The following is a 25,193-nucleotide window of genomic DNA, read 5'->3' as shown; positions in this document are numbered from 1 at the left end:
CCGCCCACCCCAATGCTTTGCGCAGAGGTTCGTGCGTCTCCGGCGCATCGGCGTCGAGCCCCAGGAAATACCCGGACTCGATCCACCGACCGGCCGCCAGCGCCCACAAGCGGAGCACGCCGCCGTCAAGGGCGAAACCGGGTGGAACGACCTTCCGCCCCCCATCAAGCCACTGGGAGGCCAATCCGGTCAAATCAGTTCGAAAAGCGGTCGAGACGCGCAAACCACCGTCCCCGACCTCGACCCGGGCCTCAACCCCCCGCTCGGCCAACGCCGCCACGACGGTCCGCCCCCGAACCTCGGTGTCCACCCCCACCGAAACCCGAGCCGCCCGCCCCCGGGCGAACCCCAGCGCCTGACCGGGCCCGCACAACAGACCCGCCAGGTCACCGACACAAGGCTGGCGAGCCTCGGCCGAGAAGAAGGACAGTTGCCCCACGGCCAAGCAGCGTAGAACACACGTTCGACCCCCACCAGTCTCCGAAGGGCTGAACCACACCAGCCCCACCAGTCACAGGCCCCCGAACGCACAACTCACCGGCCCCGAACGTACGACTCACCGGACCTGAACGTACGACTCACCGGACCTGAACGTACGACTCACCGGCCCCGAACGTACGACTCGCGAGGTCTGAACGCATGACACGCGGGATCCGACCGGACGACTCGCGATGCCCGACCGGACAACTCGCGATGTCTGACCGGAGGACACGCGATGTCCGACCGGAGGACACGCGGGAGGAGCGGGACCGGCGGCGGCCGGCGGCCCCGATTTGACATGGGTTCGAGTGCCATAGGCTGGTCGGAGCCGGCAGGCTCGGCGGGACGCTCTTCCCCGCCGTGCCTGCCGGCTGCGGCCTGCCTCCGGTACTCGTAAGGGCCCCATGTCAAATCGAGGCCTTCGCAACCACCGGCGTTCGAAAACCCCGCCGAAACCAGCCGCCTGAGACCTCAGCTGCCCAGCGACTGGAGCATCTCCGTCATCTCCACGCACTGCGGGGCCTTCTTGAACGCCTCACCCAGCTCCGGGTCGTCCTGGAGCTTCTTCACCTGCTCCTGCAGCTTCGAGGGGTCGGCCTGGTCCCCACCCAGCTGCTCCAGCTTGGTGGCGAACTCGGGGTCGTTCGGGTCCAGCGCCGCCAACTCCTCGTTGACCTGCGTCAACGTCTCCCCGGAGTCGTTGAAGAACTTGACCACCTCGTCGTGCAGCTCCTGGGCGTCCGCCGACGGCGCGCCCATCTCCTCGAGCTTCTCGCCGGCGTCGGTCAGCGACTTGCCGGCCGGCCCGCTGTAGTCCAGCAGCGCCTTCTTCTGCACCGCCGGGTCCTCGGCGCCGCCTTCGAACATGGTCTTGAGCAGGTTCATCACGCCCTCGACCGTGGGCCCGATGCCCTCGCAGAACGTGCCGGCCCACTCCACCGGGTCGGCGTTGGCCGCCGCCGTGGTGGTGGTCGTCGCCGCCGTCGTCGAGCTCGAGCCCGATGCCGAAGACCCGCTGCCACCGCCGCAAGCGGCGGTCACCAAGGCCGCCGACAGCACACCGGCGACCGCAGCGCGGCGCTTCAGAGCACTCTTCACAATTGCCCCCAATAGGGTGAAGTTAGAGGCCGCAACCTACTACGCCCCCACACCGCGCTTACACGACACCTGCTACAGCCCGAGGGCATCGACCGAGGTATCGACCAAAGCATCGACCGAGCCCGCCGACACCGCCCGCCGCACAGGTACCCACGAACAGGCGCTCATGTAACCCAGGCCCCCACCTCACCCCAACGAGGTAGGCCTCTCACGTGGTCAGGCAGGTCTCACGTGGTCGGCGCGGCGCTCTCCGGCGGCGTCAACGTGCGCAACGACTGGCAGGCGTCGGCCTTCTCGGCAGCCGCCCCCAGCTCCGGCGACGCCTCCAACTGCTTCAGCGGCTCCACGAACGAGTCCAACCGCGTGATGGCCTCACCGGCGGCCTGCAACCCGCCCACCGGGTCGTTCGCGTCGGCCGCCTCCAGCGCCGCCTTCGCGTCACCGAAGTTCTTCGCGATGTCGGTGAATGTGACCGCCATCCGCTCGACCTGCTCGTCCCCACCCGCCACGGGCGAGGGCCCGACCTCCCTCAGCTGACCGGCCGTCCGGGTGAACGCGTCGGCCATCTGGCCCATGTACGCGGCCATGTCGGCCTTCAGCTTCGCCGGGTCGCCCCCGTCGAGCTGGGGCGGCGTCTTCGGGGTCGTCACGAACGCGGAAGCCGCCGTGCACACCTTGTCCATGTACGCCACCGCCGCCTCGTCCCCCGGCGACGCGGACGACGACGGCGCGGTGGAGTCACCCCCTGACCCGCACCCGGCAACCACCAGCACCGCGGCCACCAGCGGAACAAACCTCATCAGGGCACTCCCAACCTCTCGCCCCGGGGCTCCGGCTCTCGCCCCAGGGCTCCGGCTTCTCACTCACCCCCAGTCTGCCCCACCAACGCGAAAGGGGCGGGACGCCCACACCGGGCACCCCGCCCCTCGACCAACCGAACACCCAGCTCAACCGAGCACCCGGCTCAACCCAACACCAGGCTCACGCCGAGGTGGTGGCCTCCGCCGGCGCGTCCGCGATCGCCGTCCCGCGCCGCTTCGACACTACGACCGCCGCCACGATGACCACCGCGGCCACCCCCGCGATCGCGTACCGCACCCCGGCCGAGGCGTCCGCCCCCACCGAGTAGGTCACGATCGCCGGCGCGATCAGCACCGACACCAGGTTCATCACCTTGATCAGCGGGTTGATCGCCGGCCCGGCGGTGTCCTTGAACGGGTCGCCCACCGTGTCGCCGATGACGGTCGCCGCGTGCGCGTCCGACCCCTTGCCGCCGTGGTTGCCGTCCTCGACCAGCTTCTTCGCGTTGTCCCAGGCGCCACCGGAGTTGGCCAGGAACACCGCCATCAGCGTGCCCGTGGCGATCGCGCCCGCCAGGTACCCGGCCAGCGGCCCGACGCCCAGCCCGAACCCGACCGCGATCGGGGCCATGACCGCCAGCAACCCGGGGGTGGCCAGCTCGCGCAGCGAGTCGCGCGTGCAGATGTCCACGACCCTGCCGTACTCCGGCTTCACGGTCCCGTCCATGATCCCGGGGTTGTCCCGGAACTGCCGCCGCACCTCGAACACGATCGCACCGGCCGCCCGCGTCACCGCGTTCACGGCCAGGCCGGAGAACATGAACACCACGGCCGCGCCGATCACCACGCCGACCAGCACGTTCGGGTCGGACACCAGGTTGGAGAACGAGACCGGCACCTCGTCCAGCCCGACCGACACGTCGGCCAGCGCCTGCGAGATCGCGTCCTTGTAGGAGCCGAACAGCGCGGTCGCGGCCAGCACGGCCGTGGCGATCGCGATGCCCTTGGTGATGGCCTTGGTGGTGTTGCCCACCGCGTCCAGCTCGGTCAGGATCTGCGCGCCCTCGCCGTCCACGTCGCCGGACATCTCCGCGATGCCCTGCGCGTTGTCGGACACGGGGCCGAAGGTGTCCATGGCCACGATGACGCCCACCGTGGTCAGCAGGCCGCAGCCGGCCAGCGCCACCGCGAACAGCGCCACCACCACGGACCCGGACAGCAGGAACGCGCCGTAGACCGCGCCGCCGATGACCAGCGCCGTGTAGACGGCGGACTCGAAGCCGACCGAGATGCCCGACAGGATGACCGTCGCCGCGCCGGTCAGCGAGGTGCGCCCGACCTCCTTGACCGGCTTGTTCTCGGTGCCGGTGAAGTAGCCGGTCAGCCACAGGATGACGCCGGCCAGCACGATGCCGATGATGACGGCCACGGCCGCGATGAACTGCGGGTTGCCGCCGGTCGAGGCCACCGCCTCGGGCACGCCGTCCAGCGCCGCGAAGGACGAGGGCAGGTAGACGAACGCCGCCACCGTGCACAGCACCGCGGAGATGAGCGCCGAGATGTAGAACGAGCGGTTGATCGCCGACAGGCCGTTCTCGCCGACGCGCGCCCTCGTGATGTAGACGCCGATGACCGCGGTGAACACGCCGATCGCGGGCACGATCAGCGGGAACAGCAAACCCTGCGCGCCGAACGCGGCCGTGCCCAGGATCAGCGACGCCACCAGCGTCACCGCGTAGGACTCGAACAGGTCGGCCGCCATGCCCGCGCAGTCGCCGACGTTGTCGCCCACGTTGTCCGCGATGGTCGCGGCGTTGCGCGGGTCGTCCTCGGGGATGTTCTGCTCGACCTTGCCGACCAGGTCGGCGCCGACGTCGGCGGCCTTGGTGAAGATGCCGCCGCCGACCCGCATGAACATGGCGAGCAGCGCCGCGCCGAAGCCGAAGCCCTCCAGCACCTTCGGCGCCTGGCCGGCGTAGACCAGCACGACCACCGCCGCGCCGAACAGGCCGAGGCCGACGGTGAACATGCCGACCACGCCACCGGTGCGGAACGCGACCCGCATGGCCTTCTCACGGCCGCCCGCTTCCTTGGCCGCGGCGGCGACGCGCACGTTCGCGCGAGTCGACAGCCACATGCCGAGGTAGCCGATGATCGCCGAGAACACGGCGCCGACGATGAAGAACAGCGACCTGCCGATGCGTTCCCCGATGTCTTCGGCGGGGAGCGCGAACAGCAGCACGAACACGACGACCACGAAGATGCCGAGCGTGCGGAACTGCCGGTTGAGGTAGGCCGCCGCGCCCTCTTGGACCGCCTTGGCGATGTCCTGCATCTTCGGGGTGCCCTGGCCCGCGGCCAGCACCTCCCGGAGCAGCACGTACCCGACGGCCAGGGCGGCCAGCGCGACCACGGCGACCACGGCGACGAGGCCGCGATCACCCCCGGAGAGCTCCAAGCCCTCCGCGAGGAATTGCCGGGACATCCGTCCTCCTGGTGAGTTTTTCTGGCCCGATGAGGGCCATCGCGCTGATGTGAGGCCGGTCACTTTCATGACTGTCGCCCTCGTCACAACGTGATGCATCCCTCATTGGATGCGATAGCGGCGGAGTCTATTCATAGCGCGCAACAGGGCAACGGCGCGCGTCGATCCGTACACACACCGTTATCCACACAGGAAGCGAAGCGCCCCCGCGAAGTACCCGAACACCCTGTGAACACACCACGCAAAACCGGCCACCACCACGCGAATCCCGCACCGGCCGGCCCACTCCGAACCGCACTCCCGACCACCCCCGGACCCACTCACCACCCCGCCCCTTCCTCACTCCCCCGAGTGCGCTATGACCACCCGGAACACCGGTGTGCGAAGCTGCCGGGCGTGGCGGAGCAGGGACGTCGTTTGCTGGACCGGGTCCTCGCCGGCGTGCCGACCGGGGAATCGCCGCTGACGCACACCGAAGACCTGCCGCCCCGCCCCGCCAGGCACGCGCCGTGGCCGTCCTGGGTGCCGGAGGCCGTCACGTCCGCCCTGGTCGAGCGGGGTGTGACCCAGCCGTGGCGGCACCAGGTCGAGGCCGCCGACCGCGCGTGGGCCGGCGAGCACGTCGTGGTCGCGACCGGCACCGCGTCGGGCAAGTCGCTGGCCTACCAGCTCCCGGTGCTCAGCGTGCTGACGACCGACCCGAAGGCGACCGCCCTCTACCTGTCCCCCACCAAGGCGCTCGGCGCGGACCAGCTGCGGTCGGTGGAGGAACTACGGGTTCCCGGTGTGCGCGCGGCGTCGTTCGACGGCGACACGCCCATCGCCGAGCGCGATTGGGTGAGGGCGCACGCGAACTGGGTGTTCAGCAACCCCGACATGCTGCACCGCGGCGTGCTACCCAACCACGCCCGGTGGATCCGGTTCCTGCGCCGGCTGACCTGCGTGGTGGTCGACGAGTGCCACACCTACCGCGGGGTCTTCGGCTCGCACGTGGCGCTGCTGCTGCGCCGGCTGCGCCGGGTGGCCGCGCGGTACGGCGCGAACCCGACCTTCGTGCTCGCCTCGGCCACGGTCGCGGACCCGGCCGCGTCGGCGCGGGCGCTGCTCGGCGTGGACGTCGCCGCCGTCACCGAGGACGGCTCGCCGCGCGCCGGCCGCACGGTCGCCCTGTGGGAACCGCCGCTGCTCGACGACCTCGAAGGCGAGAACGGTGCGCCGGTGCGCCGGTCGGCGGGCGCGGAGACGTCGCGCATCCTGGCCGACCTGACCGTGGAGGGCGCCCGCTCGCTGGCGTTCGTGCGCTCCCGCGTCGGCGCCGAGCTGACCGCGATCGGCGCGCGGCGCCTGCTGTCGGAGGTCGACCCGGAGCTGGCGGGCCGGGTCGCCGCCTACCGCGGCGGTTACCTGCCGGAGGAGCGGCGGGCGCTGGAGCGGGCGGTGTCGTCGGGCGAGCTGCTGGGGCTGGCCACCACGAACGCCCTGGAGCTGGGCGTGGACATCGTCGGCCTGGACGCCGTCGTGGTGGCGGGCTTCCCGGGCACGCTGGCCTCGTTCTGGCAGCAGGCGGGCCGCGCCGGCCGGACCGGCGACTCGGACGCCCTGGTCGTGTTCGTGGCCCGGGACGACCCGCTGGACACCTACCTGGTCCACAACCCGTCCGCCGTGCTGCACAAGCCGGTCGAGGCCACGGTCCTGGACCCGACGAACCCGTACGTCCTCGCGCCGCACCTCGCGTGCGCCGCGGCGGAGCTGCCCCTCACCCCGGAGTCGCTGGCGGACTTCGGCGGCGACGCGGCGCTCGCGGTCGTCGAGGGCCTGACGGCCGACCGCGTCCTGCGCAAACGGCCCAACGGCTGGTACTGGACGTCGCACGACCGGCCGCACGCCGACGTCGACATCCGGGGTTCCGGCGGCGAGCAGGTCGTGGTGGTGGAGGCGGACTCGGGCCGGATGCTCGGCACGGTGGACCCCGGCTCGGCGCACTGGACGGTGCACCCCGGCGCGGTCTACCTGCACCAGGGCGAGTCGTACGTGGTGGACCAGCTGGACCTGGAGACCGGCATCGCGCTCGTGCGCGCGGAGCGGCCCGAGTGGTCGACCACCGCGCGGGACACCAAGGACATCTCGGTGGTGCGGGTGCTGGAGGAGCGCGAGTTCCCGGGGGTGCGGGTGTGCCTGGGCGAGGTCGAGGTGACCTCGCAGGTGGTCGGCTACCTGCGGAAGCTGCCGTCCGGCCAGGTGCTCGACTCGGTGCCGCTGGACCTGCCGCCGCAGACGCTGGTGACGCGGGCGGTCTGGTACTCGGTGTCGGCCGGGTTGTTGGGCAGTGCGCCGGGGGGCGCCGGTCTGGCTCCGGCGCTCGTCCCCGGCGCACTGCACGCCGCCGAACACGCGGCGATCGGCCTGCTACCGCTCTTCGCGACCTGCGACCGCTGGGACATCGGTGGTGTCTCGACCGCTCTGCACCAGGACACCGGGGAGGCGACGGTGTTCGTGCACGACGGTCATCCGGGCGGTGCCGGGTTCGCCGACCGCGGTTTCGACGCGGTCGTCCCGTGGTTGGTCGCTACTAGGGAGGCCATCGCTGCTTGCGCGTGTCCGGCCGGGTGCCCGTCCTGCGTTCAGTCGCCGAAGTGCGGGAATGGCAACGATCCGCTGGACAAGGCGGGCGGGGTGGCCGTGCTGGACGTCGTGATCGGGGCGGTCGGGGTAGACCCCGGCGACGTCCGGCACGGCCACGGTGATCACGACCGGTCGGCGGCGACCAGGTCGTAGCTCGGCGCGCTCAGCAGTGCCTCGTGCACGACGCTCGCGTGCGGCAGCTGCCAGGCGCAGATCTGGGGCTTGACCCGCCAGTGGACGACGCCGTGGTGGGCCGGGCTCGGGGGCAGCGGGACGTACTCGCCCTGGGCGCGGTGCGTGACGCCGGGGTCGGCGATCAGCGCGCCGCCGGAGGCGACGAGGAACATCCAGCGCCCGGAGGGCGTGGCCACGATCGGGACGGGGATCCCGGTGGCGCGCAGGGCGACCGCCGCCCGGCGACCGAGGTCGGCGTCGACCTCGACGGCGTCCACGCCGTGCCCGGTGGCCAGCAGGATGCTGTAGGACCGGCCGGTCCACCAGGTGGCGACCTGGTCCGCGCGGGTGCCGATGCGGTCCTGCCAGTCGTCGTGGACGGGCACCGGGCCCAGGTCCTCGACGCCGTCGCGCCCGGCCCACCGCTCACCCGCCGGATAGGTGCCCGGCAGCACAGACCACCCGTGCCACGCGAGGTTGACCGCCTCCGCGCGCAGCTCGATGCGGAAGGCCCCGCGCCAGCTATCCGACCACTCCATCGTCCGTTCGCCTCCTGTGAGCCCGCGACACCGCGTCTGGTGTTCCTCGACACCGCGTCGGTGTCGCCACTTGAACTAACGACATGACCGGCGGTTCTGGTAACCGCCAGTCGACAACTGGTCGATTCGGCACGGCGAGCGAAACAACAGCGGACGAGCGGCAGAACAGCGCGGGAACCGCCCACGGACCGCGAGGCCGCGAATCTGCGGCCCGGTGTGCCCGTTCACCGCCGACGAACGACCGCTCGTCGCGTGGGCAGGGGTTCATCCTTCAGCCGGACCTGCCCGCGCCCGCGCGCTCGGCGCGCCGAACAGCGGAGCACCGCCGAAAAGCCGAGCCCCACCACCCACCGACGGCTCGCCGACCACCAGGACGCTCACCTCCCACCCGTCCACCTCGCACCCGGCCAACCGACCGCCCATCCGCCCGACCACCAACTCGGCCCGCCCGCAAGCGGCACGGACCCCGGACACCAGGTGCCCGGCGGCGGCCAGCGCCGCGAGGTCGGCGGCGGCGGCCACCCGGTGCCGATCCACCACCGCCGCCCCGACGTGCACCCCGACCAGGACGAGCCCGAACCACACCCCCGCCACCGCGACCGCGAGGACCGAAGCCGTCCCGCGGTCGTCACCGACCCACCACCTCCGCACCCCGCTCACCCGCCACCCCCGGCTCCACGACCGCGTACGCGCGGGCGCGCAACTCCACGCCCAACCGCGCCACGACGACCTCGACCCACACCCCGTCGCCCTCCCGCCGAACCGCCACCCGCGCACCTGCCGGGGCGATCGCCTCCACCACACCGCCGACGCGCCCCTCCTCCCCGCGAGCGACGAGCCGAGCCGCCTCCCGGGCCGCATCGGTGCACCGGAGCTGCCCGACGACCGCCATCACCGCCGTCGCGCCGAGCACGAGCACGACGACCAACCCGCACATCGCGACCGCCGCCTCGACGGTCACCGCACCCCGGTCCCCGCGCGGCAACCACCACCACCGCGACCACCACCGCGAGCGCAGCAGCCACCACCGCGAGCACCACCGCGACTCCGACCGCGACCGCCACCACGAGCGCGAACACCACCGCCGCGACTGCGACCGCCACCGCAGCCGACCTCTCGGCACCGGCGAGCCGGGCCATGGCCTCCCCGCTCCTCCGACCTGTGGCCCGCCGCTCGCCGCAGCGCGCCCACCGCCCCCTACCGCCGGCAGGACGGGCCGGCCTGGAATCGGTCGGGCGGGGATCGGCCCGACTGGGATCGGCCCGACTGGGATCGGCCCGGCACGGATCCGGTCGAGTCGTCGCTCCTCCCGGCGCTCCCCTCCAACAGCCGGGGTCCCCCGATCCGCCGCGCAGCCGGTCCTCATGCGTTCACCTCGAAGGCTCGTTCCAGCATTCCCTGGACCAGCCCGACCACCCAGTCACCCTTCAAAGCGACCAGCAGGACCGTGGCCAGTGCCGCGGCGGCGAGCAGGCAGAGCGAGTACTCCACCGTCACCGTTCCCCTGTCGTCCCACAACATCGTCGTCCTCCATCCACAATGGACAATCTCCGTCACTCGCCCACGTCACTCGCCCACTCCATCGAGCAGCCCCATCACCACCGGCAGCACCCCGAGGCACAGGAAGGCGGGCAGGAAGCACAGCGCCAGCGGTCCCGCGACCAGGACCGCCGCCCGTTGGGCGCGGGCCTCGGCCTGGTCGGACACCTTCGCCCGCGCCTCGGCGGCGAGGTCCGCTGCCGCGCTCGCCAGGGCCGCGCCGGAGCGAGCCGTGCGGCGGGCCGCCCGTGCCAGCGGTGCGACGTCGGGGTGGCCCAGGGCCTTGGCCCACGCCGTCACCGGGTCCGCGCCCAGGGCGAGGAGGTCGCCGACCTCGCGCAGGCGTTCGGCCGGACCGGGCGGCACGCCTGACCGCACGGCGTGCACGGCCCTGGCCACGGGCAGCCCCGCCCGGAGCGCCGCGGCGAGCAGGTCCCACGTGGCCGCCGCCGCGAGCGGGTCCGGTGGGACGGGTTTCAGCGCGCGCGGGCGGGCGCGGGGTGGTTTGAGCCTCGACGCGGCCTTCCGGGGCGGCGGGAACACGAGCAGCGCCAAGGCGAGCAGGAACAGGCTCATGCGACCACCTGCCCGGTCAGCCGGCCGCTCCAGCGCAGACCCGCGCAGATCAGCAGCACCCCGACGACGAGGAGCGCCTGCCCCGCCGCGCTACCGGTCAGCACCGAGAGCGGCCCCGCGCCGGTCAGCTCACCCAGCAGGACGCCCAGCAGCGGCAGACCGGCCAGGACGGCGGCGCTGGTGCGCGGCCCCGCCATGCGGGCCTGGACCTGCCTGGTGAACGTCACGCGCCGGTCCAGGTCCCGGCGAACCGCCTCCAGCACGTCGGCCAGCGGCACGCCGTGGTCCACGGCCAACCGCCACGCCCGCGCCAGGTGACGGGCATCGGGGAAGTCCGCCAGCGCCACCTCCACGTCCCCACCCCGGGCGGACGCGGCGGCGATGGCGCGCAAGACCTCGGTGGCGGGCGGCTCCGAGTCCTCGGCGGCGCAGGCGGCCGCCCCGGCCGGGTGCGCACCCGTGCGCAACTCGGCCGCGAAGGCTTTCAGGCCCTCGGCCAGCGCGGCGGAAGCCCGGAGCCGCACGTGCCGGCGCGCCGTCTCGCGGCGGTAGTGCCAAGCGGTGGCCGCCAACAACGCGCCCGCGATCGCACCCCCGACCCCAGCGAGAAGACCAACGACCGCCCCCGCCACCACCACGACCGGCTGACCGGGCGTCGGAAGGCGCCGGCGGCGAGTCGGCCGCCCCCGGAGCAGCGCCAACCGCCGCCTCGCTGATGGTGATGGGTAAACCAGGACCGCAGCGGCCAGCAACAGCAACAGCAAGCTCATGGCGCACCCGCCTCGGACCTCGCCCCGACCGCGGCTCCGGCAGCTCCGGCAGCTCCGGCAGCTCCGGCGGCTCCGGCGGCTCCGGCGGCTCCGGCGGCTCCGGCGGCTCCGGCGGCTCCGGGCGACGGTGCCCCACCGGATCGCAACGCCACACCGGGCGGTGATGCCCTGCTGCTCAGCAGTGGCGTGCCGGTCGGCAGCCCCCTACTCGCCGGGGGCGTCGATCCGGCCGGTGGTGTTCGGCCAGCTGGTGATGTTCGGCCGGCCGGTGGCTTCGTCGAGTGCGGTTTCGGCCAGTTCACCAGGCTCCTCAGGGTGGCGGCAGCCTCGTGCCAGCCGGTGTCGCGGCGCCAGGCCGGCTCGACTGCCAGGTCTCCGTCACGGCGGTGCAGCACGCCGATCTCCGCGAGGTGCCGGGTGCCGTCCGTCGCGCGGCGCACGTGGAGCACGACCTTGACCGCTGCGGCCAGTTGGCTGTGCAGCGCGTGCCGGTCCAGGCCGCCGAGGGCTGCCAGCGCCTCCAGCCTGGCGGGGACCTCGGCCGGTGAGTTGGCGTGCAGGGTGCCCGCCCCGCCGTCGTGGCCGGTGTTGAGGGCGGACAGGAGGTCGCACACCTCCGGGCCGCGCACCTCTCCCACGACGATCCGGTCCGGGCGCATCCGCAGTGCCTGACGGACCAGGTCGCGCATCGTCACCTCGCCCGCGCCCTCGATGTTCGGGCCCCGGGCCAGCAGGCGGACGAACTGCGGGTGGCCGGGCTCGAGTTCGCCGGCGTCTTCCACGCAGACCAGGCGTTCGTGGTGCGGCACGCAGCCGAGGAGGGCGGCGAGCAGGGTGGTCTTGCCCGAGCCCGTTCCGCCGACCACGAGGAACGCCTGCCTGCTCACCACGATCGCCCGGAGCAGTTCGGCGATCTCGGGGCTGAACGTGCCCTTCGCGCCCAGGGTCGCCAGGTCGTGCGCTGCCGGGCGGAGGACGCGCAGCGACAGGCAGGTGGTTGGCGTGATGGGCGGCAGCACCGCGTGCAGCCGGACCGAGCCGGGCAGCCAGCCGTCCACGTACGGCGCGGCGTCGTCCAGCCGGCGGCCCGCCGCCACCGCCAGCCGCTGGGCGAGCCTGCGGACGGAGGGCTCGTCGGGGAACGTGACGCCGGTGCGGCGCAGCCCCTCGACGCCGTCCACCCACACCTGGTCGGGTGCGGTGACCAGGACGTCGGTGGTGCCCGGGTCGCGCAGGAGCGGTTCCAGCGGGCCTGCGCCGACGAACTCCTGCCGCAGCACGGCGAGCGCCCGCCGGACGTCCTCGTCGCCGAGCACGCCGCCCGCCTCGCCGCGCACCGCCGCCGCGACGGAGGCGGAGGTGAGGTCGGCGGGGCCGTTGGCCAGGCGTTGGCGGACGCGTTCCACCAGGTCAGCCATGATCCGCTCCCGAGGGGTGGTTTCGTTGCGACACAACGGAAACGCCGTTATCAACCGGAAGGGCGGGGAGGGCTTTGCGCCGGGAACGCGTCGGTGGGGCGGACGCGGCACCGTGCGGCGGAACGCCGCTGCCGGCCGGATCACCGGCCAGGGCCGAACGCGCCGGCGGGGCGCACGCACCTCCCTGTGGCGGCACGCCATTGCCGGCCAGCTCGTCAGCCAGGTCCCCGGCCCGGCCGTCAGCCAGGCCATCAGCCAAGTCGCGGGCCCGGCCGTCAACCAAGTCACCGGCCAAGCCGTCGGCCAAGTCACCGGCCAAGCCGTCGGCCAAGTCACCGGCAAAGCCGTCGGCCAGGCCGTCAACCAAGTCGTCGGCCTGGTCCTCGGCGAAGGCCGTGCGCCGCGAACGCGTCGGTGGGGCGAAGGCAGTGCCGTGCGGTGAAACGGCGTTGTCCGGTGTAGACCGGCCGAACACCGTTGGGCGCACGAGCCGTGCGAAGCGGTCCTCTATCGGGGCCCGGGAGAACGGCGGCACCGCGAACCCCTCGTCCGGCGGCACGTGCGGGCGGCAGGTGCGGAAACCCGGGCGCGGGCGGTGCAGGGGGTGCCGCACCACGGCCGGCCCTCGGTCAGCAGGCATCGAGCACCGCCAGGACCTCGCGGGCCGCCTTCGCCAGCGGTCCCCGCCCGGCACCCGGGACGCGGCCCTCGTCCAGGGCGGTCGCCAACCCCGGCTCGGAGCGCATGGCGGTGAGCAGCGGCAGGTCCACCGCGTCCGCCACCTCCGCCGGTGACAGGCCGCCGGGCGCCGGGCCGCGCACCACCGCGCGCAACTGCACGCCGCGCGCCGCCACCTGCTCCACCAGCCCCTTGGCGGCCATGCACGCCTTCACGTCGGCCGGCACCACGAGGACCGCCAGGTCGGCCCGGTCCAGCGCCGCGCACGCGGCCCCGGTGAGCCGGCGCGGCACGTCGCACACGACCGTCCCGCCGGCGCGCCGGCCCGCCTCGACCACCGCCGCCACGGCCTCCGGCGCGGGGTCGGGGCCGGTCCTGCCACAGGACAGCACGGACAGCCTGCCCCGCCCGCGTTCGCGCCCCGGCAGCGCCGAGTGCAGGGCCGCCGCCGGCACCCGCCCCTCCTTGAGCTGCAACGTGGTCCAGCGCAGGCCGTCCTGCCGCTCCGCGCCCAGCAGCAGGTCGAGCCCGCCGCCGAGCGGGTCGCAATCGACGAGCAGGGCACGGCCGCCGGCGGCCAGCACGGCCTGGCCCACCGCGACCGCCAGCACGGACGCGCCCGCACCGCCCCGCGCGCCCACCACGGCCAGCACCTTGCCGTCGCCCACCGAGCCCTCGACCGCGTCGGCCAGCGCCGCCCCCAACCCGACCACGCCGTCGGGCAGCTCGAACACCTGCTCCGCGCCCAGGGCCAGGGCGCACCGCCACGTCGCCGGACCCGGTGGACCGGTGCTCACCACGAACACGCCCGGTCTGCGCGGCAGCTCGCCGGCCGCGCACGCGGCCACCGCGGCCTCGTCCAGCACCACCGCGGGCGCGCCGGCCCACCGGCCGCGCAGCTCGCCCACGTCGACCACCCGCTCCAGCTCGCAGCCCGCCACCGCCGCCGCGTGCAGCACCTCGTCGACCAACACCGCGTCGGCCACCAAGGCCACCGGTCGCTCCATCGCCCCTCCCGGCACGAGTCGTGGATCTTCGGGTGCCACGGTCTCGGGCGGTGAGGAAGGACACAACGGAGCAAGATCAAGATGTGGACAACCGGACGGCCTGTGGACAAGTCACCCGGACTCGCGCGGCGCGCCCCGACAGACGCGAAAAAGCTTCAAAAGCCGATGGAAACCGCCGCGAACGCGTTCGGCGGTCCGGAAGGGAACCCCGGGAACCGACCCCGGACATGGGACGACCCCCGCCAGGGGGGAGGGACGGGGGTCGTCGATGGTTCAGTCCCGGGGGGTCGGACTGAACCCGTCCGGTCGAGCCGGACCCGTCTACTGTATCCCCCTGGGGCAGGGTCTTGTGTGTCTTCCGTTAGAGGGACACCGAAAATTCGGTGGACCGCACATTCAGTTCGTAAAATGACGAACGACCATCGGCGGGCCCGCACCGCCACCCGGCCTAAGCTGGACCGGTGACCGATCGCGCCACCGAAGGCAGTCGCGTCGCCGCGTTCTTCGACTTGGACAAGACGGTCATCGCCAAGTCGAGCACGCTGGCGTTCAGCCGCCCCTTCTTCCAAGAGGGCCTCATCAACCGGCGTGCGGTGCTCAAGAGCGCCTACGCGCAGTTCGTCTTCATGCTGGCCGGCGCCGACGCCGACCAGATGGACCGGATGCGCTCGCACATCACCGCGCTCTGCGAGGGCTGGGACGTCGGGCAGGTTCGCTCGATCGTGGAAGAGACGCTGCACGACATCGTCGATCCCCTGGTCTACAAGGAGGCCACGCAGCTCATCGGCGAGCACAAGGAGCAGGACCACGACGTCGTCGTCGTGTCCGCCTCCGGCGAGGAGCTGGTCGCGCCCATCTCGACCATGGTCGGCGCGACGCGCAGCGTGGGCACCCGGATGGTCGTCAGCGAGGGCCGCTACTCGGGCGAGGTCGGCTTCTACTGCGCGGGCGAGAACAAGGCCATCGCGATCAAGCAGCTCGCCGACCAGCACGACTACGACCTGTCCCGCTGCTACGCCTACTCGGACTCGATCAGCGACCTGCCGCTGCTGGAGGCGGTCGGCCACCCCACCGCGGTCAACCCGGACCGCGCGCTGCGCAAGGTCGCGGCGCAGCGCGGGTGGCCCGTGCTGACCTTCTCCGACCCGGTCTCGCTGCGCGCGCGCATCCCGCGCCCGTCGGGCACGGCGGTCGCGGTGACGGCCCTCGGCCTCGGCGCGGCGACGGCGGCCGGCGTGGCGTGGTACGGCCTGCGCCGCCGTCGCCGGAGCTGATTCACCCCGGGTCCGCCCCGGACAGCGGTACCCGACCCGGCGCGCGAGCGGGAATCCCTGCGCCGGCGGGAAAACCGCTACGCAACGTCGCTTGAACGGTGCACCCCATCGAGCTCTTGCTGTGACGCCGAACACGGATTACAAAGGAAGTGCGGACCTCGGGTCGGCCAGGGGCGAAGCGGAGGAGAAGCCTCGCCCACCCCGGCAGAGCTCCGTGCGCGGACTTCGAGACACCCACGCGCAGCACGCCGCGGGAGGCTTGTCGTCTAGGGCCTGCGTACCGGGACGCCGGACGCCGAGGCCAGGTCGGTACGACACGATTTGCACGCTTGGTAACTCGACAGTCCGCGCCGCGGCGGTGGGCCCCTCTTCGGAGGGGCCCACCGTCTGTTTGTGCCCTGGGAACCCCACCAACTTCGCCCGATCGAGTGGCTGCGCACGACGCGGTCTTGTCGGTGCCCCGCAGGACAATTCCCACGCCGAGCGACCCGTTGACCCGTCCCTGTGACGTGGGTAACTTGCCAAACGTCGCCGTTAGTGGTGGATGATTCCCAGTGGGGAGGCCGAAGTGCTCCGTCCGCTCTTCGCCGCCGTCGTGGTCGCGGCCTCCGCCGCGTCCGCGCCGGCCGGCGCGACCCCCGCCGCCCCGGACCGGACCGACCGCGCCCTCGGCGCCGCCGCCCTGGTCCGCGGCATGACGCTGGAGCAGAAGGTCGGCCAGCTGTTCGTCACCTACGTGCACGGCCAGTCGGCCGACGAGGCCCACCCCGGCAACCTGCGCGACTTCGGCGTGGCCACCCCCGCCGAGGTGGTGGCGAAGTTCCAGCCGGGCGGCGTCGTCTACTTCAACAACTCCAGCTACGACAACATCGACACCCCGCGCCAGGTCGCCGCCCTCTCCAACGGCCTCCAGGCGGCCGCCCGCACCCCGCTGACCATCGCCACGGACCAGGAGATGGGCATCGTCACCCGCATCGGCGCGCCCGCCACCCAGTTCCCCGGCAACATGGCGCTCGGCGCGGGCCGCAGCGCGCGGGACGCCGAGCGCGCCGCCCGCATCACCGCCCGCGAGCTGCGCGCGATGGGCGTCAACCAGGACTTCGCGCCGGACGCGGACGTCAACTCCAACCCCGCCAACCCGGTCATCGGCGTGCGCTCGTACTCCAGCGACCCGGCGCTCACCGCCGAGCTGACCGCCGCCCAGGTGCGCGGTTACCAGCAGCACCCGCTGTCCCCGCACTCGGTCAGCGCCACCGCCAAGCACTTCCCCGGCCACGGCGACACCGCCGAGGACAGCCACACCAGCCTGCCCGTGGTCGACCGCACCCCCGAGCAGTGGCGCGCCCTGGACGCCCCGCCGTTCGAGGCCGCCATCGCCGCGGGCGTCGACTCGATCATGACCGCGCACATCCGGGTGCCCGGGATCGACCCGTCGGGCGAGCCGGCGACGCTGTCCAAGCCCGCCATCGACCTGCTCCGCGAGGACCTGGGCTACGACGGCGTGGTCATCACCGACTCCCTGGCCATGGCGGGCGTCCGCCAACTGCACCCCGACGCCGAGATCCCCGTGCTGGCGCTGAAGGCGGGTGTCGACCAGCTGCTCATGCCCGTGGACCTCGGCGAGGCGGTCGGCAGCGTGGTCGCGGCGGTGCGCGCCGGCGAGCTGACCGAGGAGCGCATCGACCGGAGCGTGCTGCGGGTGCTGCGGATGAAGCTGCTGCGCGGCGTGCTCACCGGCCCGCCGACCAGCCAGGCGCGGGTCGACTCGACCGTGGGCGCGCCGGCGCACCTGGCGGCCGCGCGGGAGATCACCGACCGCACCACCACCGCCGTGCGCAACGACGCCGGCGTGCTGCCCCTGGCGACCCGCCCGACCGCGCCGCTGGTCACCGGCTGGGGCGAGACGACGACCCGCACCCTGGCCTCGGTGCTGGGCGGCACCGCGCTGCCCACCGGCGCCGCGCCGACGGACGCGCAGGTCGCCGCCGCGGTGCGCGCCGCGGGCGACGCCGACCTGGTCGTGGTGCTCACCAACGCGCTGTCCCGGCAACCCGCGCAGCGGGCCCTGGTGACCGCGCTGCTGGCGACCGGCAAACCCGTGGTCGCGGTGGCCGTGCAGAACCCGTACGACGTGGCGCACACCGACGCGCCGACGTGGCTCGCCACCTACTCCTACGGCGCCGTCGCGATGGAATCACTCGCCCGTGTGATCACCGGCGAGGTCCGGCCCGGCGGCAGGCTCCCGGTGGCCGTGCCGGGACCGAGGCCGTACCCCTTCGGCCACGGCCTGGGCTGGTGAGGCCGGTGGACCGCAGGCACTTCCTCGCGGCGGGGGCGGGCGCGCTCGCCGTGCCCGCGCTCGGCGCTCCCGGTGACGGCGCTCCCGGGGACGGCCGCGGGCCGGCCCGACCGCACCGGGTCGAGACCGGCGCGGAGCTGCTGGCCGCGCGCGGCTGGGAGCGGTTCGCCGGTCGCCGGGTCGGCGTGGTCACCAACCCGACCGGCGTGCTCCGCGACCACACCCACGTCGTCGACTCCATGGTCGCCGCCGGTCGCCCGCCCGTGGCCGCGTTCGGCCCGGAGCACGGCTTCCGCGGCACGGCCCAGGCCGGCGGCTCGGAGGGCGACTACCTGGACCCGCGCACCGGCATCCCGGTCTACGACGCGTACGGCGCGAACGCCGCCAAGCTCGCCGGCATGGTCGCCAAGGCCGGCGTCGACACGGTCGTGTTCGACATCGCGGACGTGGGCGCGCGCTTCTACACCTACATCTGGACCATGTACACGGCCATGCAGGCCGCCGCGGCCACCGGCGCCGAGTTCGTCGTGCTCGACCGCCCCAACCCGGTCGGCGGCACGGCCCGCGGCCCCCAGCTCGACCCCGCGCACGCCACGGGCGTCGGCCGCAAACCGGTGGTCCAGCAGCACGGCATGACCGTCGGCGAGCTGGCGCTGCTGTTCAACGCCGAGTTCCTGCCCGACGACGGCGGTCGCGTCGAAAGCCTCGACGTGGTGGAGGTGCGGGGCTGGCGCCGCGACGACCTGGACACGGGCGTGCCGTGGGTCGCGCCGAGCCCGAACATGCCCACGCGCGACACGGCGCTGGTCTACCCGGGCACGTGCCTGTTCGAGGGCCTGGTGTTCTCCGAGGGCCGCGGCACCACGCGCCCGTTCGAGACCATCGGCGCGCCGGGCCTGGACTGGCGGTGGGCCGAGGACCTGAACGCGCTGGACCTGCCCGGCGTCCGGTTCCGCGAGGCCTACTTCACGCCGACGTTCCACAAGTTCGCCAACCAGCTGTGCGGCGGGGTGGCCCTGCACCTCACCGACGCGAGCCGGTTCGACGCGCCGCGCACCGCCGTGGCCATGATCGTCACGGCCAGGTCCCGCTACCCCGACCGGTTCGCCTGGCGGCCGGACAACTGGATCGACAAGCTCAGCGGCTCCGACCGGCTGCGCCGCATGGTCGACGCGGGCGCGGGCGCCGACGAGGTGGTCGGGGCCTGGCAGGACGAGCTGGCCGCGTTCGAGCGCACCCGAAGGCCCCACCTGCGCTACCGGTAGATGGAGGAGCGATGCGCGTCCCCGCCCTGCTGATCGCCACCACCCTGCTGACGGGCGTGCCCGCGCACGCCGCCGGCGGCCGCGAGGCCCGGTTCGACCGGCCGCACGAGGGCTGGTCGAACAGCGTGCTGCGAACGGGTACCCCGGAGCGCGTGGGACTCGACCCGGCTCCGCTGGCCGACGCGGTGGCGCAGGTGGAGCGCTACACGCGGGCCGACGCGAGCGGCCACCCGCTGTTCTCCGGCGCGGTCACGCTGTACGCGCACGAGGGCGCGGTGGTCACGCACGAGCCGACGGGGTGGGCGGTCCGCTACGCCGACGCGACCACCGAGCTGCCCGAGGACCAGCGGGTGCCGATGACCCGCGACACGATCTTCGACCTCGCGTCGATCTCGAAGCTGTTCACCTCGATCGTGGTCATGCGCCAACACGAACGGGGGAAATTCGAGCTGGACGACCCGGTCGCCCGCCACCTGCCGGAGTTCGGCGTCAACGGCAAGGCCGACATCACCGTCCGGCAGCTGCTCACGCACACCTCGGGCCTGGTGGCGTGGCTGCCGCTGTGGTCGCGGTACCCGGACGTGCCGTCGCGGCTGAAGGCCGTGATGGACGCGACGCCGGTCAACCCGCCCGGCACGAAATACCTGTACTCCGACCTCAACCTGATCACGCTCGGCGTGCTGGCCGAGAAGTGGTCGGGACGGGCGCTGGACGACCTGGTCCGCGAGGACATCACCGCGCCGCTGGGCCTCAGGGACACCGGCTACAATCCCCCGGCGAGCAAGCTCGACCGCATCGCCGCCACCGAGCACCAGGCCGGCCGGGGCGTGGTCAGGGGCGTGGTGCACGACGAGAACGCCTGGTCGCTGGGCGGCGTCGCGGGTCACGCGGGCGTGTTCTCCACGGCGCGCGAGCTGGCCGTGCTCGGCCAGGCGATCCTCAACGGCGGCCACCACGCGGGCAGGCGGATCCTGCGCGAGGAGACCGTCGAGCTGATGCTCACCGACTTCAACCAGGGCTTCCCCGGCAACTCCCACGGCCTGGGCTTCGAGCTGGACCAGCGCTGGTACATGGGCGCGCTGACCTCGCCGCGGTCCGCCGGGCACACCGGGTTCACCGGCACCACGCTGGTGCTCGACCCGCTGTCCCGGTCGATCGCGATCCTGCTGACCAACCGCGTGCACCCCACCCGGGACTGGGGCTCGATCAACCCGGCGCGGCGCGCGGTGGCCGACGGGCTGGCGCGGGCGCTGGCCGTGGAGCCGCGGCGCGGGACCGCGTGGACGCCGGAGGTCGACGGCGCCGTGCTGAGCACCCGCGACCTCGGGCGGCAGGCCGGTGAGCAGCGGTTGTCGTTCTCCGCGTTCGTCGACCTCGACCCCGGCGACCGGGTTGTCGTGGAGGCGACTAACGACGGCGCCGCTTGGCGCGATGTGCAGGTGTTGGCCGGTTACGGGCAGCGGCGGTGGCAGCGGGTCGAGGTGGTCGCCGAGGCGGCGCTGCGCTACCGCTGGCGGTACGTCCGGGGCGCGGGCTACAACGGCCGCGGCGTCTACGTGGACGCCGTGCGCGTGACTGATCGACACGGAGTGTTGCTCGACGCGGAACGCGAACCCTCAGGGATTCACTCCGTTGGGTGGCGAGTCGCGGACCGCTAGTCACCCAAGGTCACGGTTTGGGGTGTTCTGGGCCCACTCTCCGTTGACCGCTCCTTCACTGGTTAGTAAGTTTCCCACGTGTCCACCGAGAGCACCGCCGAGGCCAGTCCCCTGGTGACCATCCGCTCCCTGCTGCCGGGCCTCGCCCGCGCGGAGCAGCGGGTCGCCAAGGTGGTGCTGGACAACCCGGCGACCGTCGCCCACCGCAGCATCACCGAGGTCGCCGAGGCCGCGGGCACCAGCGAGACCACGGTGACCCGCTTCTGCAAGGCCATCGGCGTCGGCGGCTACCCGGAGCTGCGCATCGCGCTGGCCGCCGACACCGCCCGCACGGCGGCGCGCACCGACCGGGACCTCGGTGGCGACATCGGGCCGGGCGACGACCTGCGGCAGGTCGTGGGCAAGGTGGCGTTCGCCGACGCGCGGGCCGTCGAGGAGACCGCCGAGCAGTTGAACGTCGAGACGCTCCAGGCGGTCGTCCAGGCGGTCGCCGGGGCCCGGCGGGTCGACGTGTACGGCTTCGGGGCCAGCGCGTTCGTCGCGTTCGACCTCCAGCAAAAACTTCACCGGATCGGGCGAACATGTTTCGCCTGGAACGACACGCACATCGCGCTCACCTCCGCCGCCGTGCTGACCGGCGAGGACGTCGCGGTCGGCATCTCGCACACCGGCTCCACCTCGGAGACCGTGGAGGCGCTGCGGGTCGCCCGCGAGCACGGCGCGACCACCGTGGCGCTGACCAACTTCCCGCGCTCGCCGATCAGCGAGGTCTCCGACCACGTGCTGACCACGGCCGCGCGCGAGACCACGTTCCGCTCCGGCGCCATGGCCAGCCGGATCGCGCAGCTCACCGTGATCGACTGCCTGTTCATCGGCGTCGCGCAGCTGCACGTGGACAGCGCCAAGACCGCCCTGGAAGCCACCTACCACGCGGTCTCGGGGCACCGGCTGGGCGCCCGGCCGGACGGCAGGCGGCGTCGGGAGTCCGGTAAATGACGCCGCCGCCCCGGCAGGACGTCGTGGTCCGCGTGGACTCGCCGACCGAGGCCCGCAACCCCAGGACCGGCGACATCGACCGGCTCTCCACGCTGGAGGTGCTGCGGTTGATCAACACCGAGGACCACCTGGTCCCGGACGCCGTGGCGGCCGTGCTGCCCGAGCTGGCGAGGGCCGCCGACCTGGCCGTGGGCGCGCTGCGCGCGGGCGGGCGGGTGCACTACGTGGGCGCGGGCACGTCCGGCAGGCTCGCCACCCTCGACGCGGCCGAGCTGGTGCCGACGTTCAACGCGCCGCCGGACTGGTTCGTCGCCCACCACGCGGGCGGCCGCGAGGCCCTGGTGCACGCCGTGGAGGACGTGGAGGACCAGGCCGCCAGCGGCGCGGCCGAGATCCGGCGGCACGCCTCCCCCGGCGACGTGGTGCTGGGCGTGACCGCGTCCGGCCGCACCCCGTTCGTGGTGGCGGCGCTGGCCGAGGCCCGGCTGCTGGGCGCCCGGACGGTGCTGGTGTCGAACAACCCGACCGCGCCCGCGCCGGTCGACGTGGACGTGCTGATCGCGGTCGACACCGGTCCCGAGGCGATCGCGGGCTCCACCCGGATGAAGGCCGGCAGCTCGCAGAAGCTGGTGCTGACCTCGTTCTCCACCGCGGTGATGGTCCGCCTGGGCCGCACCTACTCGAACCTGATGGTGTCCATGCGGGCCACCAACGCCAAGCTGCGCGGCCGCACCGTGCGCATCCTGCGCGAGGCCACCGGGCTGCCGGAGCACGAGTGCACGGCCGCGCTGGCCGACGCGGGCGGCGACCTGAAGGTGGCCCTGGTGCACCTGCTGGCCGGCGTGCCCGCGGCCAGGGCCGCCGAGGCGCTGGAGAGCACCCAGGGGCACGTCCGGCAGGCGCTCAGCCTGCTGTCACCGGGCGCCACGGGATAGGGGTCGACAGCACCATCGCGCTGGACGTCTCGCCGTGGCCGCCCAGCCGCACGAGCAGCCGCTCCAGCTCGCTGACCGAGGTGGTCACCACCTTGACCACCGAGCAGATGTCGCCGGTCAGCCGCACCACCTCGACCACCTCCGGGCAGTCGTCCAGCAGCTCCGGGTGCACCGTGATGCACCGCGGGCCGTAGCACTTCATCCGGACCAGGGCGACCACCGGGCGGCCGACCGCCGTCGGGTCGACCACGGCCCGGTAGCCGGTGATGACGCCCGCGTTCTCCAGCCTGCGCACGCGCTGCGCGACCGTGGGCGGCGAGACGTGCACCCGCCGGGACAGCTCGTTATAGGACAGGCGCGCGTCCTCCTGGAGGGCCTCCAGCAGGGCCCAGTCCACGCGGTCAAGCTCGATGCTCACGAATGAAAAGCTACCGGCCCCCCGACTTCACGGATGCGAGAAGAAGGGTGCCTGACAACGTGCGTTGCCCATTCAGTTAACCCGTTCGCGCACCGATCATTGGGACCATGACTTGTCCCGTCTCACCCAAGCTCGACTTCGGCGGCACGACCCCCTACGAGGACTACGTGCACGCCTCCGTGCTGCACGGCCTCCAACGGCAGTGGTCCGACGACCCGCGCGAGATGTCGTTCCTGGTGATCACCCAGGTCATGGAGCTGTACTTCGGCCTGCTGTGCTTCGAGTGGCGGCAGGCGCAGGCGGAACTGCGGGCCGACGACCTGCGCGCCGCCGTGCGCACCCTGCGCCGCAGCGAACTGCACATGCAGGCGCTGAACGCGGCGTGGCGGCCGATCGCGCGGATGACCCCGGCGGAGTTCAACTCGTTCCGCGACGCCCTGGGCGAGGGCTCCGGCTTCCAGTCCGGCCGCTACCGCGAGGTCGAGTTCCTGCTCGGCGAGAAGTCCCGGTCGATGCTGGTGCCGCACCGGGCCGTGCCCGCGCAGCACGACGCGCTGGAGGCGCTGCTGCACGAGCCGAGCCTGTACGACGACGTGCTCGCCGCGCTCCAGCGGCAGGGCCTGCCCATCCCCGACGAGGTGCTCAAGCGGGACCTCAGCCAGGCTTACGAGCCGAACGCCGAGGTGGAGGAGGTGTGGGCGGACGTCTACCGCGGCGGTTCCCGCGACCTGCTCGAACTGGGCGAGGCGCTGACCGACATCGCCGAGGAGTTCGCCCGCTGGCGCTACGACCACCTGCTGGCCACGCGGCGCTCCATGGGCGCCAAGGCCGGCACCGGTGGTTCGGCCGGGGTCGCGTGGCTGGAGAAGCGCACGCGGCGCTCGGTGTTCCCGGAGCTGTGGACCGCGAGGAGCTACGTGTGATCGACCCGTTGGCACATGTCCGAGACCTGTTCGACCTGGACGACGACGTCGTCTACCTGGACGGCAACTCGTTGGGCGCGCCGCCGAGGAACGTCGCCGACCGGGTGGCGGAGGTGGTGCGGGAGCAGTGGGGCAGGCGGCTCATCCGGTCCTGGTCCGAGGGCTGGTGGGAGGCGCCGGAACGGGTCGGCAACCGGATCGGGCGACTGGTCGGCGCCGGGCCCGGCCAGGTCGTGGTCGCCGACTCGACCAGCGTGAACCTGTTCAAGGCGCTCATGGCGGCGGTGCGCAACACCGACCGGTCGGAGATCGTGGTGGACGCCGGGACGTTCCCGACCGACGGGTACGTGGCGCGGTCGGTGTCCGAGCTGACCGGGTTGGCGCTGCGGCCGGCGCCGCCGGAGGAGCTGGACCTGCGCGACACCACGGCGGTCGTGCTGCTCAACCACGTCGACTACCGCACCGGGCGGCTGCTGGACATGGCGGCGCTGACCGAGCAGGCGCACGCGGTGGGCGCGAAGGTCGTGTGGGACCTGTGCCACAGCGCGGGCGTGCTGCCGATCGAGCTGGACGCGCTGGGCGTGGACCTCGCGGTCGGCTGCACGTACAAGTTCCTCAACGGCGGGCCGGGGTCGCCGGCGTTCATCTACGTGCCGAAGCACGCGCAGGCCGCGTTCGAGCAGCCGCTGACCGGGTGGACCGGGCACGAGGTGCCGTTCGCGATGGACCCGGAGTACCGGCCCGACCCCGGCGTGTCCCGGGCGCGGGTCGGCACCCCGGACATCATCTCGATGCTCGCCCTCGACGCGGCCCTGGACGTGTGGGACCAGGTGGACCTGCGCGACGTGCGGGCCAAGGGCCTGGCCCTGACCGCCCACTTCCGCGCCCTGGTCGAGCACCTGCCCGGCGTCGAGGTGATCACCCCGGCCGACGAGTGGCGGGGCCACCAGGTGTCCCTCCGCCACCCCGACGCCCGGCGCCTGATGGACCGGCTGATCGAGCGCCAGGTCATCGGCGACCACCGCCCGCCCGACGTGCTCCGCTTCGGCTTCGCCCCGCTCTACAACACCTTCGAAGAGGCCGAACGAGCCGCCACCACCCTCAAAGAACTCCTCTGACCGCGCGAGTCGTACGTTCAGGTCGACCGTGTCGTACCTCCAGGACCCCCGAGTTCAGCACTCGCACACCCGCCACGAACGTCCGGCCGGGTCGCGAACGTAGAACTCGGGGGTCCTGAGC

General features: G+C 73.1%; 22 protein-coding genes and 1 pseudogene. 10 read left to right on the top strand and 13 right to left on the bottom strand.

The window, feature by feature from the left end; translation table 11 throughout:
* Nucleotides 1-951: 951 nt before the first annotated feature.
* Nucleotides 952-1,419, bottom strand: coding sequence for a hypothetical protein (locus tag ACFV4N_RS01925; RefSeq protein WP_499670604.1), 468 nt, complete (start codon nucleotides 1,417-1,419; stop codon nucleotides 952-954).
* Nucleotides 1,420-1,429: 10 nt separating this feature from the next.
* Between ACFV4N_RS01925 and ACFV4N_RS01920 the strand changes: the two genes are divergently transcribed.
* Entirely contained in the window at nucleotides 1,430-1,750 is a 321-nt protein-coding gene (locus ACFV4N_RS01920) for a hypothetical protein (protein ID WP_499670603.1), read from the top strand.
* Nucleotides 1,751-1,805: 55 nt separating this feature from the next.
* On the opposite strand, the gene ACFV4N_RS01915 is transcribed toward ACFV4N_RS01920, so the two are convergent.
* Both ACFV4N_RS01915 and ACFV4N_RS01910 read right to left on the bottom strand, forming a co-directional pair.
* Entirely contained in the window at nucleotides 1,806-2,378 is a 573-nt protein-coding gene (locus tag ACFV4N_RS01915; RefSeq protein WP_499670602.1) for a hypothetical protein, read from the bottom strand.
* Between the two features lie 181 nt (nucleotides 2,379-2,559).
* Nucleotides 2,560-4,863, bottom strand: a complete 2,304-nt coding sequence (locus ACFV4N_RS01910; protein WP_499670601.1) for a sodium-translocating pyrophosphatase — start codon at nucleotides 4,861-4,863, stop codon at nucleotides 2,560-2,562.
* 387 nt (nucleotides 4,864-5,250) lie between these two features.
* Here ACFV4N_RS01910 and ACFV4N_RS01905 point away from each other — a divergent pair, with 387 nt between their 5' ends.
* Nucleotides 5,251-7,638: a DEAD/DEAH box helicase gene (locus tag ACFV4N_RS01905; protein WP_499670688.1), complete on the top strand. Its 2,388-nt coding sequence runs from the start codon at nucleotides 5,251-5,253 to the stop codon at nucleotides 7,636-7,638.
* On the opposite strand, the gene ACFV4N_RS01900 is transcribed toward ACFV4N_RS01905, so the two are convergent.
* The 9 genes and pseudogenes from ACFV4N_RS01900 to ssd all read right to left on the bottom strand — a co-directional run bounded on the left by ACFV4N_RS01900 (nucleotide 7,608) and on the right by ssd (nucleotide 14,186).
* Entirely contained in the window at nucleotides 7,608-8,198 is a 591-nt protein-coding gene (locus ACFV4N_RS01900) for a bifunctional DNA primase/polymerase (protein WP_499670600.1), read from the bottom strand. The genes ACFV4N_RS01905 and ACFV4N_RS01900 overlap by 31 nt on opposite strands.
* A 264-nt stretch (nucleotides 8,199-8,462) precedes the next feature.
* The gene (locus tag ACFV4N_RS01895; protein WP_499670599.1) at nucleotides 8,463-8,849 is read right to left on the bottom strand and encodes an Rv3654c family TadE-like protein; all 387 of its coding nucleotides are present in this window, start codon (nucleotides 8,847-8,849) and stop codon (nucleotides 8,463-8,465) included.
* The gene (locus ACFV4N_RS01890; RefSeq protein WP_499670598.1) at nucleotides 8,827-9,159 is read right to left on the bottom strand and encodes a TadE family type IV pilus minor pilin; all 333 of its coding nucleotides are present in this window, start codon (nucleotides 9,157-9,159) and stop codon (nucleotides 8,827-8,829) included. Before ACFV4N_RS01890 ends, ACFV4N_RS01895 begins: the two co-directional genes overlap by 23 nt.
* Nucleotides 9,160-9,560: 401 nt before the next feature.
* Nucleotides 9,561-9,719, bottom strand: a complete 159-nt coding sequence (locus tag ACFV4N_RS01885) for a DUF4244 domain-containing protein (protein WP_499670597.1) — start codon at nucleotides 9,717-9,719, stop codon at nucleotides 9,561-9,563.
* A gap of 45 nt (nucleotides 9,720-9,764) precedes the next feature.
* The gene (locus tag ACFV4N_RS01880) at nucleotides 9,765-10,313 is read right to left on the bottom strand and encodes a type II secretion system F family protein (RefSeq protein WP_499670596.1); all 549 of its coding nucleotides are present in this window, start codon (nucleotides 10,311-10,313) and stop codon (nucleotides 9,765-9,767) included.
* The gene (locus tag ACFV4N_RS01875; protein ID WP_499670595.1) at nucleotides 10,310-10,885 is read right to left on the bottom strand and encodes a type II secretion system F family protein; all 576 of its coding nucleotides are present in this window, start codon (nucleotides 10,883-10,885) and stop codon (nucleotides 10,310-10,312) included. The genes ACFV4N_RS01880 and ACFV4N_RS01875 overlap by 4 nt, the downstream gene beginning before the upstream one ends.
* 497 nt (nucleotides 10,886-11,382) lie before the next feature.
* Nucleotides 11,383-12,504, bottom strand: a pseudogene (locus ACFV4N_RS01870) (TadA family conjugal transfer-associated ATPase); the annotation flags it as partial.
* Nucleotides 12,494-13,060 (bottom strand): hypothetical protein, encoded by a 567-nt coding sequence (locus tag ACFV4N_RS01865; protein WP_499670594.1) that lies wholly within the window; start codon nucleotides 13,058-13,060, stop codon nucleotides 12,494-12,496. The pseudogene ACFV4N_RS01870 and the gene ACFV4N_RS01865, both read right to left, overlap by 11 nt.
* Before the next feature lie 70 nt (nucleotides 13,061-13,130).
* Nucleotides 13,131-14,186 carry a septum site-determining protein Ssd gene (ssd, locus tag ACFV4N_RS01860; RefSeq protein WP_499670593.1) on the bottom strand — a complete coding sequence of 352 codons (1,056 nt, stop codon included), beginning with the start codon at nucleotides 14,184-14,186 and terminating at the stop codon, nucleotides 13,131-13,133.
* A gap of 461 nt (nucleotides 14,187-14,647) precedes the next feature.
* Here ssd and ACFV4N_RS01855 point away from each other — a divergent pair, with 461 nt between their 5' ends.
* From ACFV4N_RS01855 to murQ, 6 genes are all read left to right on the top strand, one after another.
* On the top strand, nucleotides 14,648-15,460 hold the full coding sequence (locus ACFV4N_RS01855; protein ID WP_499670592.1) for an HAD family hydrolase: 813 nt from the start codon (nucleotides 14,648-14,650) through the stop codon (nucleotides 15,458-15,460).
* Nucleotides 15,461-16,028: 568 nt separating this feature from the next.
* Nucleotides 16,029-17,759 (top strand): glycoside hydrolase family 3 protein, encoded by a 1,731-nt coding sequence (locus tag ACFV4N_RS01850; protein WP_499670591.1) that lies wholly within the window; start codon nucleotides 16,029-16,031, stop codon nucleotides 17,757-17,759.
* A 5-nt stretch (nucleotides 17,760-17,764) separates the two neighbouring features.
* Nucleotides 17,765-19,024 (top strand): exo-beta-N-acetylmuramidase NamZ family protein, encoded by a 1,260-nt coding sequence (locus tag ACFV4N_RS01845; protein ID WP_499670590.1) that lies wholly within the window; start codon nucleotides 17,765-17,767, stop codon nucleotides 19,022-19,024.
* An 11-nt stretch (nucleotides 19,025-19,035) separates the two neighbouring features.
* Nucleotides 19,036-20,682, top strand: coding sequence for a serine hydrolase domain-containing protein (locus tag ACFV4N_RS01840; RefSeq protein ID WP_499670589.1), 1,647 nt, complete (start codon nucleotides 19,036-19,038; stop codon nucleotides 20,680-20,682).
* Between the two features lie 78 nt (nucleotides 20,683-20,760).
* Nucleotides 20,761-21,678 carry a MurR/RpiR family transcriptional regulator gene (locus tag ACFV4N_RS01835; protein WP_499670588.1) on the top strand — a complete coding sequence of 306 codons (918 nt, stop codon included), beginning with the start codon at nucleotides 20,761-20,763 and terminating at the stop codon, nucleotides 21,676-21,678.
* The gene (gene murQ / locus ACFV4N_RS01830) at nucleotides 21,675-22,613 is read left to right on the top strand and encodes an N-acetylmuramic acid 6-phosphate etherase (protein WP_499670587.1); all 939 of its coding nucleotides are present in this window, start codon (nucleotides 21,675-21,677) and stop codon (nucleotides 22,611-22,613) included. The genes ACFV4N_RS01835 and murQ overlap by 4 nt, the downstream gene beginning before the upstream one ends.
* Here murQ and ACFV4N_RS01825 read toward each other — a convergent pair.
* Nucleotides 22,582-23,031, bottom strand: coding sequence for an Lrp/AsnC family transcriptional regulator (locus ACFV4N_RS01825; RefSeq protein WP_499670586.1), 450 nt, complete (start codon nucleotides 23,029-23,031; stop codon nucleotides 22,582-22,584). The two genes, murQ and ACFV4N_RS01825, sit on opposite strands and share 32 nt — an antisense overlap.
* A gap of 107 nt (nucleotides 23,032-23,138) precedes the next feature.
* On the opposite strand from ACFV4N_RS01825, the gene ACFV4N_RS01820 reads away from it, so the two are divergent.
* Together ACFV4N_RS01820 and kynU are read left to right on the top strand one after the other, a co-directional pair.
* A complete protein-coding gene (locus tag ACFV4N_RS01820; RefSeq protein ID WP_499670585.1) occupies nucleotides 23,139-23,954 on the top strand; it encodes a tryptophan 2,3-dioxygenase in 816 nt (271 codons plus the stop codon).
* Between the two features lie 8 nt (nucleotides 23,955-23,962).
* A complete protein-coding gene (gene kynU / locus ACFV4N_RS01815; RefSeq protein WP_499670584.1) occupies nucleotides 23,963-25,072 on the top strand; it encodes a kynureninase in 1,110 nt (369 codons plus the stop codon).
* Nucleotides 25,073-25,193 lie beyond the last annotated feature (121 nt).

This window comes from Actinosynnema sp. NPDC059797, assembly GCF_042732085.1.
In the GTDB taxonomy this organism is placed as follows: Bacteria; Actinomycetota; Actinomycetes; order Mycobacteriales; family Pseudonocardiaceae; genus Actinosynnema.
The sequence above is the reverse complement of the archived record's forward strand: the minus strand, read 5'-3'. Positions and strand labels throughout refer to the sequence as shown.

Bases quoted from the DNA above. Each gene is read 5' to 3' on its own strand.
- ACFV4N_RS01915 (WP_499670602.1), bottom strand. From the start codon at position 2,378: ATGAGGTTTGTTCCGCTGGTGGCCGCGGTGCTGGTGGTTGCCGGGTGC.
- ACFV4N_RS01910 (WP_499670601.1), bottom strand. From the start codon at position 4,863: ATGTCCCGGCAATTCCTCGCGGAGGGCTTGGAGCTCTCCGGGGGTGAT.
- ACFV4N_RS01900 (WP_499670600.1), bottom strand. From the start codon at position 8,198: ATGGAGTGGTCGGATAGCTGGCGCGGGGCCTTCCGCATCGAGCTGCGC.
- ACFV4N_RS01885 (WP_499670597.1), bottom strand. From the start codon at position 9,719: ATGTTGTGGGACGACAGGGGAACGGTGACGGTGGAGTACTCGCTCTGC.
- ACFV4N_RS01880 (WP_499670596.1), bottom strand. From the start codon at position 10,313: ATGAGCCTGTTCCTGCTCGCCTTGGCGCTGCTCGTGTTCCCGCCGCCC.
- ssd (WP_499670593.1), bottom strand. From the start codon at position 14,186: ATGGAGCGACCGGTGGCCTTGGTGGCCGACGCGGTGTTGGTCGACGAG.
- ACFV4N_RS01840 (WP_499670589.1), top strand. From the start codon at position 19,036: ATGCGCGTCCCCGCCCTGCTGATCGCCACCACCCTGCTGACGGGCGTG.
- murQ (WP_499670587.1), top strand. From the start codon at position 21,675: ATGACGCCGCCGCCCCGGCAGGACGTCGTGGTCCGCGTGGACTCGCCG.
- ACFV4N_RS01820 (WP_499670585.1), top strand. From the start codon at position 23,139: ATGACTTGTCCCGTCTCACCCAAGCTCGACTTCGGCGGCACGACCCCC.